This window comes from Billgrantia saliphila, assembly GCF_002930105.1.
Lineage (GTDB): Bacteria > Pseudomonadota > Gammaproteobacteria > Pseudomonadales > Halomonadaceae > Halomonas > Halomonas saliphila.
In genome coordinates this window covers 380941-393517 of record NZ_PJRN01000001.1, presented here as the reverse complement: position 1 = coordinate 393517, position 12577 = coordinate 380941, and the positions used below count along the sequence as shown (strand labels likewise).

13 protein-coding genes are annotated in these 12577 nt (G+C 63.2%); 8 read left to right on the top strand and 5 right to left on the bottom strand.

The window, feature by feature from the left end; translation table 11 throughout:
• Together flgC and flgB are read right to left on the bottom strand one after the other, a co-directional pair.
• The gene (flgC, locus tag CYJ07_RS01860; RefSeq protein ID WP_104201956.1) at positions 1-408 is read right to left on the bottom strand and encodes a flagellar basal body rod protein FlgC; all 408 of its coding nucleotides are present in this window, start codon (positions 406-408) and stop codon (positions 1-3) included.
• A gap of 31 nt (positions 409-439) precedes the next feature.
• Entirely contained in the window at positions 440-853 is a 414-nt protein-coding gene (gene flgB / locus CYJ07_RS01855) for a flagellar basal body rod protein FlgB (protein ID WP_104201955.1), read from the bottom strand.
• A 181-nt stretch (positions 854-1034) separates the two neighbouring features.
• Between flgB and flgA the strand changes: the two genes are divergently transcribed.
• From flgA to CYJ07_RS01840, 3 genes are all read left to right on the top strand, one after another.
• Complete coding sequence (gene flgA, locus CYJ07_RS01850; protein ID WP_104201954.1) at positions 1035-1739, top strand: flagellar basal body P-ring formation chaperone FlgA; 705 nt, start codon at positions 1035-1037, stop codon at positions 1737-1739.
• Between the two features lie 185 nt (positions 1740-1924).
• On the top strand, positions 1925-2206 hold the full coding sequence (flgM, locus tag CYJ07_RS01845) for a flagellar biosynthesis anti-sigma factor FlgM (protein ID WP_231489497.1): 282 nt from the start codon (positions 1925-1927) through the stop codon (positions 2204-2206).
• Positions 2203-2652, top strand: a complete 450-nt coding sequence (locus CYJ07_RS01840) for a flagella synthesis protein FlgN (RefSeq protein WP_104201952.1) — start codon at positions 2203-2205, stop codon at positions 2650-2652. Before flgM ends, CYJ07_RS01840 begins: the two co-directional genes overlap by 4 nt.
• Positions 2653-2916: 264 nt before the next feature.
• Here CYJ07_RS01840 and CYJ07_RS01835 read toward each other — a convergent pair whose 3' ends face one another.
• Complete coding sequence (locus tag CYJ07_RS01835; protein ID WP_104201951.1) at positions 2917-4923, bottom strand: sensor domain-containing diguanylate cyclase; 2007 nt, start codon at positions 4921-4923, stop codon at positions 2917-2919.
• 277 nt (positions 4924-5200) lie between these two features.
• Here CYJ07_RS01835 and CYJ07_RS01830 point away from each other — a divergent pair, with 277 nt between their 5' ends.
• Positions 5201-6943: a putative bifunctional diguanylate cyclase/phosphodiesterase gene (locus tag CYJ07_RS01830; RefSeq protein ID WP_104201950.1), complete on the top strand. Its 1743-nt coding sequence runs from the start codon at positions 5201-5203 to the stop codon at positions 6941-6943.
• Between the two features lie 17 nt (positions 6944-6960).
• Here CYJ07_RS01830 and CYJ07_RS01825 read toward each other — a convergent pair whose 3' ends face one another.
• On the bottom strand, positions 6961-8373 hold the full coding sequence (locus CYJ07_RS01825; protein ID WP_104201949.1) for an amidase: 1413 nt from the start codon (positions 8371-8373) through the stop codon (positions 6961-6963).
• Between the two features lie 126 nt (positions 8374-8499).
• Here CYJ07_RS01825 and CYJ07_RS01820 point away from each other — a divergent pair, with 126 nt between their 5' ends.
• Positions 8500-9030 carry an HD domain-containing protein gene (locus tag CYJ07_RS01820; RefSeq protein WP_104201948.1) on the top strand — a complete coding sequence of 177 codons (531 nt, stop codon included), beginning with the start codon at positions 8500-8502 and terminating at the stop codon, positions 9028-9030.
• Here the strand turns inward: CYJ07_RS01820 and CYJ07_RS01815 are convergent, their stop codons facing one another.
• The gene (locus tag CYJ07_RS01815; RefSeq protein WP_104201947.1) at positions 9031-10008 is read right to left on the bottom strand and encodes an SDR family oxidoreductase; all 978 of its coding nucleotides are present in this window, start codon (positions 10006-10008) and stop codon (positions 9031-9033) included.
• Between the two features lie 163 nt (positions 10009-10171).
• Here CYJ07_RS01815 and CYJ07_RS01810 point away from each other — a divergent pair, with 163 nt between their 5' ends.
• The 3 genes from CYJ07_RS01810 (at position 10172) to CYJ07_RS01800 (ending at position 12570) form a co-directional block, all read left to right on the top strand.
• Positions 10172-10414 carry a hypothetical protein gene (locus CYJ07_RS01810; protein WP_104201946.1) on the top strand — a complete coding sequence of 81 codons (243 nt, stop codon included), beginning with the start codon at positions 10172-10174 and terminating at the stop codon, positions 10412-10414.
• A 208-nt stretch (positions 10415-10622) separates the two neighbouring features.
• Entirely contained in the window at positions 10623-11333 is a 711-nt protein-coding gene (locus CYJ07_RS01805; RefSeq protein WP_231489496.1) for a GntR family transcriptional regulator, read from the top strand.
• A gap of 22 nt (positions 11334-11355) precedes the next feature.
• Positions 11356-12570 carry a CaiB/BaiF CoA transferase family protein gene (locus CYJ07_RS01800; RefSeq protein WP_104201945.1) on the top strand — a complete coding sequence of 405 codons (1215 nt, stop codon included), beginning with the start codon at positions 11356-11358 and terminating at the stop codon, positions 12568-12570.
• Positions 12571-12577 lie beyond the last annotated feature (7 nt).

Below are 12577 nucleotides of genomic sequence, written 5' to 3'. Positions count from 1 at the left end.
TCAGCCCTCACCCAGGGTCAGTGTCTTGAGCATCATCTGCTTGCTTGTATTCATGACTTCCACGTTGGCCTGATAGGAGCGGGAGGCCGAGATCATGTTGACCATCTCGTGCACCGGCTCGACGTTGGGCATGGACACATACCCCTCCTCGTTGGCCAGCGGATGCTCCGGACGGTATTCCAGCCTCAGCGGCGCGGGGTCCTCGACGACTTCGCGCACACCGACGCCGCCAATGCCATGCCCGCCCTGCAGGCGAGACTCGAACAGCACCTGCTTGGCGCGATAGGCCTCACCGTCAGGTCCGGCCACGCTGTCGGCATTGGCCAGGTTGCTGGCGGTGACGTTCATGCGCTGTGACTGCGCGCTCATGGCCGAGCCGGCTATATCGAACACGGAAAACATCGACATGGTACGATCCCTCTCTCTTCAACCGGTTTGGTTATTCCGGCTGCATGGCATTCTTGAGCCCCTGGATGCGGCTATTCAGGAAAGTCAGCGCCGCCTGATAGCGAACCGAGTTGTCGGCGAACTGGGTGCGCTCTCGGTCCATATCCACGGTATTACCGTCCAGGCTTGGCTGATCCGGTACGCGATAGAGCAGTTCCTGGCGCGGAGTGGCAAGGCCCTGGCCGGCCAGATGGCCATCGGAGGTTCGCGCCAGCGCGAGCCCCCGCCCTCCCGTACTCCCTTGCTCGACCGCCTTCTTGAGTTCACTGGCGAAGTCGATGTCACGCGCCTTGTAGTTGGGCGTATCGGCGTTGGCGATATTGCTGGCCAGCACCTTATGGCGCTCCTGACGCAGTCCCAGCGCTTGCTGGTGAAAATTAAAGGCGGCCTCGAGCTGGTCGATCATGCCGGCACTCCCGTGCGAAACCAGATGGAAAACTTGCGGAACTTCTTGAGGGTGAAGAATAGCCAGAGGCCTGTCACCTCAATGGCACGAACAGACCGGTTTTCCTGGTTCATTTCCGCTGTTTCACTTTTTACCCGAGCGCTAGAATCCTGACATCGCCCTCAATGCGGGATCCTCCTTCATGCTTGCCGTCCGCTCGTTCCGGCCCACCCTGTCCATGCTCTGGCTCGTTCTTGCGAGCCTGCTGGCGACGCCTGCAGTACATGCGGCCGACGATGACGCCATGCTCGAAGCCGTGCACGCCTTTCTGCATCGCGAAGCACAGTCGCTGGGTGATGAATTAATCATCGAATTACGCCCCCCTTCGGCCCGACTGCCGGCCTGTGAGTCGCCTGACCCCTTCCTGACGCGCCCGGGCGATGTTCCCCTGGGGCGAATATCGGTCGGCGTTCGCTGCGGCAGCGAGGGTCGCCAGGTACGCTATCTGCAGGCCGAAGTCGGCGTGATCGGCGATTATCCAGTACTCGCCCGCCCGCTACGGGCCGGCGAGACCGTTCGCCGCGACGATCTCGTGATGCGCCAGGGCAACCTGGCGGAGCTGCCGAACCGCAGCGTGATCGATATAGAGGAAATCGTCGGCCAGGCCGCAACTCGAGCGATCGAACCCGGTCAATCTCTCCAGGAGCACCATTTCCGCAGCCTGCCACTGGTGGAGCGCAACCAGCGCGTCGTGATCGAAGCCAGGGGAAAAGGGTTTCGCATCGAGCGCGAAGGCCAGGCGTTGGAGCCAGGCGCGATGGGCGACAGGATCCGCGCACGCTTCGACTCGCGCGAGGTGGTGATGGCAGAGGTGGTCGGTGAAGGCAGGCTGGCCGTGGATTTCTGAGCCCTTCGGGTTGCGTCGAGGATGGTGTCGATTCACAGGGGTGGATTGACGCGCATACTGGAGCGATGTAAACACAGCCATCAAGCCATGCTTCCACGCGAATGGACGCGCCCCCCACTTTTTGCCTAAAGTTCTCTGCAAGGCTGCCGATAAGGTGGGAAAGCACCGGTCATGAGGCCACTATTGTGAAGATCAACAGCCAGAATCCCCTGACCCGCCCGTCTCCGACGACGTCACGTGAAGAGGCGCAGCCGGTCAAGGGTCCCGCCCCGTCCAACCAGAAGGATGCCGGCCCGGGAGCCACCACGCACTTGCGCCATGGCGCCGCCGACGCCGCGCGCGACATCGACACGGCAAGAGTCGAGGAGATTCGCGAAGCGATTCGCGAAGGTCGTCTGGAAGTCCGCGCCGAGCGGATCGCCGATGCCCTCATCGAATCGCTGGCAGCGGAGACGCGCGATAAATGAGCCTGCTCAAGTTACTTCGGGAGCAGCAACAGCGCTTGCATGACCTCACCCAACTGCTGCAGCATGAGCGCAGCCTGCTGGCGAGTGCCGACATGGGCGGACAGGCGCTGACCGACCTGGCCTCGCGCAAGCAGCAACTCTTGGCCAAGCTGGAAGCGACGGAAACGATGCGGCAGAGCGTGCAGCGCCGCCTCGGCTATGCCGAAGGCACCGCCGGGGCACGCCAGGCCGCTATGGAAGCGGGTTGCCTGGAAGCCTGGGACTCGACGCTCGAGCTGACCCGGGAAGCCCGGCGCCTCAACACGCTGAATGGTGAACTGGTCGGGCTGCGCATGGAGCAGAACAGCCGCCTGCTCGGCTTCATTCATCAAGCGGCAGAAAAGACCGTCTACCGCGCCAGCGGTCGCGTGGCAGCCCAATCAGGCCGGTTCAACGCCTCGGTCTAGGACTCCCCTTTTCCTCTTGAGCGATCGCACCGCAGCCCGGTACGATCGCTCGCTGCTGTTCCGCTTCCTGCCTTTCCGCTCGCGCTTGACGCGATGGCAATCTCAGCTGTCGCTGTCGCACCCCAGCCGCGATGGCCCCAGGCGCAATCCTCTTTCCCTCCTCGCTCCTTCAATGCCCGAGACTCACGGGCGATTGCTGGTACGGTGCCCATCCTCGCTGCAGGGCGTAGCCATCTGCCGACCACCGGCAGCGAATGGAAGCGGCTACCAGAGCGAGTCGATCAGATCGTCATCCGGGGCGGCCAGTACCACCGTGTTTCGCCCATCGGCCTTGGCCTTGTAGCTCGCCGCATCGGCACGGGCCAATACCGTCTCGGCGGCATCGTCACCCTCCTGCAGCGAGGTGACCCCCATGCTCAAGGTAATGCTGTAGACCTTGCCCTCATTGGTCACCGTTACCTCCGAGACCACGCGACGCAGGGATTCGGCGATTTCGCCTGCCTGCTTGAGCGTGCAACTGGGCAACAGCACGGCAAACTCGTCGCCGCCCTGGCGTGCGACATGGTCGCTGCGACGCACTTCCCATGCCACCACCTGGGCAATCCGCCGCAGCATTTCGTCGCCCAGGGCATGCCCACCCTCGTCGTTGATCGGCTTGAAGTGATCGAGGTCGAATAGAATCAGCACAGAAGGAGTCCCAGTCTTGGCATACTCCGCCAAAGCCTCCTCCAGCCGACGCTCGAAACCGCGTCGGTTGAGCAGGCCGGTCAAAGGATCGTGCTCCGCTTCCCAGCGCTGGAGGGCCTCCTGCTGGCGGCGCTCGGTGATGTCCTTGACCATGCCGACGAATCCAAGCGGCAGCTCGTTACCACGCACCTGGCTGGCATGCACTTCCAACCACAGCGTCACGCCGCCAGGATGTTTAAAGCGCACCTGGCGCATGAAGTCGCTTCCGGTCACCAGGGTATGTCGCCACATGTCCTCGGTACCCTGGCGATCGTCCGGATGGATGCGCTCCCACCAGTCGCGCCCGCTGAAGGTGGCGTCCAAGCCCAGCAGATCGAGCAGGGACGGATTCATATAGTTGAGGTGCCCGTTGAGATCGGCCACGAACATGCCGATGGGCGTCGAGCCAAGCACCGCATCGAGAAAGGCTTGCCGATCGCGCAAATGTTCCAGTGCCGCCAGGCGCTCGTGTTCAAGTCGGTTGAAACTGCCTGCGACCTGACGCAATTCGTGCATGTTGGTCGACAGTTCGAGGTAGCGCCGTTTGCCTTCGCCGACTTGGGCGATCTGGCGTTCGAGTCGATGCAACGGCTTCAGCAGTCGCCTGACCAGCCAGCGCATGCTGATCATCAGCACGACCGCCAGGGTGAGCCAGGCCCACCATAGCCTGCCGAGGAAATCGGCCAGCGGTGCACGCACCTGCTGCTGGGGTAGAGCCACCTTGACGATCCAGCCGGCCGGCCAGATCTGGCGATAGGACATCAGGGTGGGGGTGCCATCGTTGCCCATGGCGACGGTCTCGCCTTGCCAACCATCCAAGGCGAGATCCCGCGCCTCAGAGTCGTCAAAGGCGTTGTTCCGGCCACGCGAGAGTTGCCGCCGCGGGTGAAACAAGCGCTCCCCCGCTGCCGTGAAGACCGATACGTAGCCTTGCTCGCCCAGACGCGTGCTTTCCAACCGCCGGAACAGGCCGCCCCGGGTCAGGTTGATCATGCCGCCCACGACGCCGGCAAACCTACCTGCCTCGTCGAAACGCGGCACCAGCATGAGAATCAGCGCATCGCTGCTCGCCCTGCCGATGAAAGGCCGACTGACGTAAGGCCAGGGCGCGCTGCGAATCAAGCGGAAATACTCGGTCTGCGACGTATCGAGCCCCGTCCGTCCCGGCACGATGGGCCAATCGGCCTGCACACGCCCCTCCGGCCCCGTTACCATCAAGCCTTCGAACCACTCCAACAGCACTTGATGGCTCTCCAGACGTTCATGCAGCTCATCCGGCTCCACTCCGCGCAAGCTCTGCTCGAGACGCTCCAGCGTGCGCAGCCGACGATTGACCTGCTCGGTCAAATCGTCCGCGATCAGTTGCGATTCATAGCGCAGGTGGGCGAGATTGACGTCGTCGACCAGCGTCTTGCCGAACCACCAGGCCAGCATCAGCACGATGCCTACAATAACCAGCCAGGTTCCGGCCAGGCCGGCCAGCAACCGCCCCTGAAGGGAGCAGATGGAACGGGCCAACGACGCAATACGAGCCGATACTTGCAATGAGTTCCCCTTCGGTCGAGGTGAATAGCGATCCCGCTGCCGATAGGCGTAGGGATATGTTCGCCTTCCCCTGGCGACCCACATGAGGAAACATGAGAGTTAACCGCGATATCGGCAGCCAAGGGATGAACTTGAGTCCTTGGAGCGCATCCAACCATGTTACCGAACATCACACTGCGCCACGTCAACGGAGGCGTGAGAAACAGCTAAAGTCCGTGCCGCGCAGGACGATAAACAGCTATACGGGTATCTATCCTAAATTGACGACAGCGAATCGATGAACCAAGGCAAACACCCTGCGGGCGACAGCGTCCAAGCTATTGCCCAGCATCCGGCCCGGCTCGTTCAGCGCGCCTTCGAGCAGAGCCATGCGGGCGTGGTCATCACCGATGCCGATGGGCTCATCGTGCTGGCCAACCATGCTTTCTGCACCATTGCCGGCTGCGACCGGACCGAGACCATCGGCTGGCCGATCGCTCACTTCTATACCTCCCTGAGTCCCCAGCCCGGCCTGGCGGAAGAGGACCGGAACCGTCAGCGAGCGCCGCTCTCCTGGCAGCAGGAGGTCCTGTGCCGCCGCGACGACGGCGAGTCGATACCGGTACTGATGATGGTCGATTCGCTGCTCGACGATGAGCATCGCCCCCAATACTACCTGCATACCTTCATTCTGCTGACGTCTCCAGAAGGCGAACGCATTGACAATCGTCACTGGATCCACGTCGACCCCATGACGGGTCTGCCCAACTGGCTACTGCTGCGCGATCGCCTCAACCATGCCATCGCCCAGGCCGAGCGAGCCGATAGCACGCTTGCTCTGCTGTTCATCGACATCGACCGCTTCAAGGCGATCAACGATGTGGTCGGCCACATCGAAGGCGACCGCATGTTGGGAGAGCTGGCCCAGCGCCTTCAACGCGCAGTGCGCAGCAAGGACACCCTGGCCCGGCTCGGCAGCGATCAGTTCGTGGTGCTATTGGAGAAGGACGGCACCGCCGAAGCGGCTCAGTTGGTAGCCGAACGCCTTCAGGAAATGCTGGAGCCGCCGTTCATCTCCAGCGGTCGCTATCTCCTGATGACGGCATCCATCGGCATCGCGCTCTACCCCGGCGATGCGCAGGACGAGGAGACATTGATCACGGCGGCGCGCAGCGCCATGTACACCGCGCGCAGGAAGGGACCGGGGCGGCTCGCTTTCGTCGATCACCGGCTGACGGCGCGGCTTAAAGAGAAGCATCGCATCGAGGGTCTGCTCAGCGAGGCCATCCACCTGCCGGATCAACACTTCCTGCTGTATTACCAGCCCGAATTCGATCGCGCCTCAGGCCGCTGTACCGGCCTCGAGTCGATACTGCGCTGGAAGCAGCCCAAGCGCTGGCAGGAACCTCCCAGTGCCTACCTGGAGGTCATCGCACAGCTCGGACTTGGTGTCAGGCTCAATCGCTGGATGATCCAGGGCGTCATCAGCGATCACCGTCAATGGCTCGAAGACGGCTCACCGCTCGGCGAACTGCCGGTTGCCGTACCGCTTTGCGAATCCCACCTGGCCCACGACACTTTCGATCGCCGACCGCTCGACCACTTTCTGCGCCATCAGGGTGCCGTCTCGTTCGACTGGCTGACGCTCAAGGTACCCGGCCAGGGTCTGAGTAGCCACCTCGACACCGCGACCCACATGCTCAAGCGAATCGAGCAGCTCGGCATACGTCTGGCTGTGGATGACGTCGGTGCCAGCCCCATCGACCTAGGTTGGCTCGCTCGCTTACCGTTTACCAAAGCCACCATCGCCGCCGGCCCGATCGTCCAGCGGCCAGGTGGCGAGCGCTTGATCGAGGCTTCATGCCGCCTGCTTGAGGCGCTAGGCATCGAAGCCGTGATCGCAGGCGTCGACGATCCTACTCTGGCCGCCCGAATCGAAGGGGTATCCGCTCGGCGGGTGCAGGGCGACTTGCATTGTCCCGCGCTGCCCGCCGAAGAGCTCGGGCGCTGGCTGAGCGAGCACACCGCTCCTTGCGGTTGAGCGCAGCCGCGCCACACTTAGCGGCCCATCGGATCGGGTGCTTCGGGAAACGCCGGCGGATGCGCCATTAGATAGGCATGGCTCGCGCGTAGTACGCGAGTGTCGTCGTGCTTGCCACCGGCCAGTTGGAAACCGACGGGCAGACCCTCCGCCGTGAAACCGCACGGAACCGATGCCGCCGGTTGATGGCTGAGGTTGAAGGGGTAGGAGAACGGTGCCCACTCCTCCCAGTCGCGCATTCCGCTGCCCGGCGGCACGTCATGTTGAAGCGCAAACGGCTGCACCGCCACCGAAGGCGTCATCAGCAGATGGTAGCGTTGGTTGAAATGCTCGAGCTTTTCGGTGAGCCGAGCTCGCGCCTTCAGTGCATAGAACATGTCCAGCGCACTCCACCGCTCTGCACGCTTGGCATCCTCCACCATGCCCGGGTCGAGCAGGCGGCGTTGACGCTCGCTGTGCTCACGATAGACGGCAAGCGACGCGGTGAACCAGAACGTGTTGAAGGTGCGGATGGGCGACTCGAAACCGGGGTCGATCTCCTCCACCTCGGCGCCCAGCGCTTCCAGCCGCCGCGCCGCCTCGCGTACCCGCTCGGCGACTTCGGGCTCGACCCGTGCATAGCCCAGCGTCGGTGAAAACGCGATGCGCAGGCCACGAATGCCCTTGTCCAGATGCTTCCCCCAGTCGTCCGGCTGGCCGCGCAATGCATAAGGATCCCGATAGTCGTAGCGCCCGATCACATTGAGCATGCGCGCCGCATCGGGAACCGTACGAGTCAGGGGGCCCAAGTGTGACAATGACGCCTCCTTCGAGCGGGGCCATTCGGGCGTCCAGCCGAAAGTCGGCTTGAAACCGAAGACGCCGGTAAACGCAGCCGGAATGCGAATCGAACCGCCCGAGTCGCCACCCTGGTGCAGCACGCCCATATTGAGTGCAGCCGCTACTGCCGCCCCTCCCGAGGAACCGCCCGGTGTCAGCCGCGTATCCCAGGGGTTGGCAGTGGCCCCGAAGACACGGTTATCGGTGATCGCCTTCCAGCCGAACTCGGGCGTATTGGTCTTGCCCAGGATGATCGCTCCAGCCTCACGCAGCATTTGCGCTGGAGGAGAGTCCCGCTCGCAGGGTGTTTCGGGCACGGTAAGCGACCCCTTCCGTGCCGGCAGGCCGGCCGATTCGGTAAGATCCTTCAATGAAACGGGGACTCCGTCGATCGGGCTCAATGGTCGACCTTTCCGCCAGCGACGCGTCGACGCCTCGGCAGCGGCCTCGGCCCCCTCGTGGTCGACCAGCACATATGCCTTCACGGCATCGTTGAAACGATCGATACGCTCGAGTGCGGCACGTGTCGCTTCCAATGGCGAAGTCTCTCTCGAGGCAAAGCGATCGCACAACTGTCCCGCATCCATGGTGCCAAGATCGGTGTCGCTCACAAGAACCTCCCTTTTTCGAGTGAGTGCTCTCTTGATTGTGGGAAATTGCGGCCCAAAGACCAAATCAGCAGCGCAGAGGGAAAGACCGAGCATCACCGCCCATACCGATCAGGGAGCGTGCCACGCATGAACACCATCGAGAAGGCCAGAATCTATGCCACCGCCGCGCATGCCGCCATCGGCCAGCGCCGAAAATACCGGAACACTCCCTATATCGAGCACCCGAGAGCGGTAGCGCTCCTCGTCGCCGAACACGGAGGCAGCGCCGCGATGATTGCCGCCGCCTGGCTACATGACGTGGTGGAAGATACCGCGATCTCCCTCGAGCAACTCGCCGTCGAGTTCGAGCCAGAGATCGTACTTCTCGTCGACGCCCTTTCCGATCTGCAGACACCGGCCGACGGCAATCGCGCCATGCGCAAGCGGCGTACCGCCGAGCGGCTGGCCGCTGCCGGTTCCGACGCGCAGACGATCAAATACGCCGATCTGATCCACAACATCGGCAGCATCATCGAGCATGATCCCGGCTTCGCGCGCGTCTACCTCGAGGAACAGCACCAGCTCGTCGACGTCATGCGAGACGGCAATCCCGCGCTGAGGCAGCGCGCCATCGATACCTTGACCCAAGCCACCGGGAAGCTGCGCGGAAGAGGGTAATCAACCGCCCTCTCTTCGCTGCTTCACCAGCCAAGCACCGGCCACGGTGGCCGCCGCCACCGAGGCGGCAAGCCACCAGCCGGCGCGACGCGCATTGCGATCACGATATCCCCCTTCGATTCGCCGCTCTCCGCTGGGCGGCGCAAAAAGATTTCCAGAGGAAGTCGGCCTCGGCCTGGCCCGGCGCAGAGCGGCGTCCACCAGCCGAGCGTTGATCGCCGCATAGCCCGGTACCGCCTGAGCCAGGCGCGACAATACGGCCGGCATGCCCACGTAAACACTATGGCGCGGGCGCTCCGCCAGACCCACGATTGCCTCCGCCGTTCGCTGCGGATCGTAGACCGGCGGTATGGGTTTCACCTCGCGACCGGTGTAGTTGCCCCCGTCGCGAAACCCTGGCGTGTCCATCACCGAGGGATAAACGCCGCAGACATGGATACCCGGCCAGGCATGCAGCTCGCCGCGCAGGCTTTCGGTAAACGCCCGCAAGCCGAACTTGGCCGCGCTATAGGCCGCCGCATAGGGCTGCGGAGCCCAGCCACCCAAGGAGATGTTATGAATCAGGATGCCGCTCCGTTGACGCTTGAAGTAAGGCAACACGGCATGGGCACCACGTACGCAGCCCAGCAGGTCGGTCTGGATGACTTGTTCATGCGCCTCGAGCGGGACCTCATCGAAGGCGCCCAGAACGCCGATACCGGCATTGTTGACCCAGACGTCGATGCGATCGGCGGCATCGATCGCGCTTCGTGCCAGTCGCTCCATATCATCCGGCTGGGTAACATCCGCCACTTCGATCCTGGCTTGCCCACCCAGCCGATGGCACGCCTCGGCCACGTCATGTAGAGCGTGGCGATCACGAGCGGCAAGAAACAGCGTCGCGCCGCGTCGTGCGAACTCATACGCACAGGCTCGGCCGATACCGCTGGAAGCTCCCGTCAGTACGACAACGGCCCCGTCCAAGTTATACGATCGCATCCTGCCCTCCTTTGCCGATGATTTGTCCCAGCGCGTTGCGACTCTCCTTCCTACCTTAGCGACGCCAGAAAGGGAAAGCCCGGCAAGGCGGAGTTGAGTTTTGTATCAAAAGGTTTCAAGGAGCTACGCTTGGTAAAACGATAGACAAAAACAGGAAGAAGCCATGAACAAGGTCCTGGCCGCCAGCGTCTGTGTCGCCACGATCGGTGGCGGCACTTATCTACTCAACTCGTCTAACGAAAAGGCGATCACGGTCGATCCGGCCAATCTTACGCCAGAGCAGTTGCGTTACTGCGAGCAGGTAGAGCAGTGGCGGCGGGAGGAAATGCTCGACGTCGCCCAGAAATGGCGCTTGGGTCATCCCGACGACCGTGGAACCTATGCGGAATGGTGCCTAGGCGACTGACGCGTCATGCCGGCCAGCGAATATCCCGCCTACCCCTTCCTTCCGAAAACACGCCAAGTGCCTCGCGCCAGCTCCGGACCAGGTCTTAGGCGCAGCCAACTGAGTCGAGACAGGCTCGACAATTGCATGCAATATTCCACCAAAGTCTAACTACACGCCGTAATTTTCGCGAGCTAACTTAAAAGTTGCATGCAATAAGGAATCGCTCATGGCGAAAGCGGTCATCAAACCGGCATCCATCGTGCGAACGGCGACAGCCGAGGTCCATGACGTAATCAAGCAACGGATTCTGGACGGCCGATACCAGGCACATGAATACATTCGTGAACACAACGTTGCGCGCGAGCTCGAGGTAAGCCGTACCCCGGTGCGTGAAGCGCTACGGGAACTGGTTTCCGAGGGCTGGCTCGAGGCGATTCCCCACCACGGGGCACGAGTGGTGGCCTGGACGGAAAAGGACGCTCGTGAGGTTTTCGAGCTACGACTGGTCCTGGAGCCCATGGCGGTTCGTCTGGCCAGCGAGCGCATGGACCGCCAGCGGCTCGAGCGCCTAGAGACACTGGCCGCCCGCATGGAGACGCTCACCGAACAGATCGAGAGAGACCCCGGCGTGCGCAACGAGATTGCCCACCTCAATCACGAATTTCACCGCGAGCTCATTCTCGCCAGCGACAACCAGCGTCTGGCCAACGTGCTCGACAGCGTGGTGCGCACCTCGGTGATACGGCGCAACTTCGGCAATTACGACGTCACCAACCTGCGCCGCAGCATGCATCATCACCGCGAGATCCTGCAGGCCATCGCCGCCGGCAGCCCTGCGTGGGCGGAAAGCGTGATGCGTGCCCACCTGCTGGCCGCTCAAGCGCTCCATGTCCGCTTCACCGACGCTCCCGACCGGCCGGAGCCATCCCACCGCTGAACCAAGGAGATCCACAACAACAATGACCCGACATGCTCATTCCCCCGTACCCCTCAGCGACATCAAGGTTATCGAACTCGGTCAGCTCATCGCCGGCCCCTATTGTGGCCAGGTGCTGGCCGACTTCGGCGCCCAGGTCATCAAGGTGGAGCCACCCGGCAAGGGCGACGCCATGCGCCAGTGGGGCGAGGCGGACCGCGACACCGGCGAACCGCTGTGGTGGAACGTCATCGCACGCAACAAGCAGTCGCTGACGCTGGATCTGCGCCAGCCGCGCGGCCAGTCGCTGTTGCGGGAGCTGGCCCGCGAGGCCGATGTCGTCATCGAGAATTTCCGCCCCGGCACCATGGAACGCTGGGGACTCGGTTACGAAACGCTCTCGCAGGACAATCCCGGCCTGGTGATGGTGCGTGTCACCGGCTTCGGTCAGGACGGCCCCTATGCCAGCCGCGCCGGCTTCGCCTCGGTGTGCGAAGCAATGGGCGGCCTGCGCTATGTCAGCGGCTACCCGGATCGCCCGCCGGTACGGGTGGGCATTTCGCTGGGCGACACGCTGGCCGGTCTGCATGCCGCCCTGGGTGCCATGATGGCGCTGCACCAGCGTGCCCGCAGCGGTCGCGGTCAGATCGTCGATAGCTCGATCTTCGAGTCGGTGCTGGCAATGATGGAGAGCCTGGTTCCGGAGTATGCCCGGGCCGGCAAGGTCCGCGAGCGCAGCGGCAGTTTCCTGCCCAAGATCGCCCCGTCGAACGCCTACCCGGCGCGCGACAGTCGCGATGTCGTCATCGGCGCCAATCAGGACACGGTCTTCCGACGTCTCTGCAAGGCCATGGGCCAGCCGACTCTGGCCGACCATCCCGACTATGCCACCCATCGCGCACGTGGCGAGCATCAGCAGTCCATCGACGAGCTGATAGCGGCCTGGACGCGCCAGCACGACGCCCAGCAGGTCGTCGACATCCTCGCCGAGGCCGGCGTGCCGGCGGGGCTGGTCTATCGCGCACCGGACATGCTCGCCGATCCGCATTTTCGAGCCCGCGAGTCCATCGTCGAAGTGCCCGACCGCGATGGCCGTCCCTTGCCCATGCAGAACGTCTTTCCGCAGTTGTCGAGCACGCCCGGGCGGGTGCGTCGGGTGGGCCCGGCGCTCGGCGAACACACCGATGCGATCCTGGCGGACTGGCTGGGCTGCGACGCGGCCACGCTCGAAGCGCTTCGACGCGACCAGGTGATCTAGGAGACGC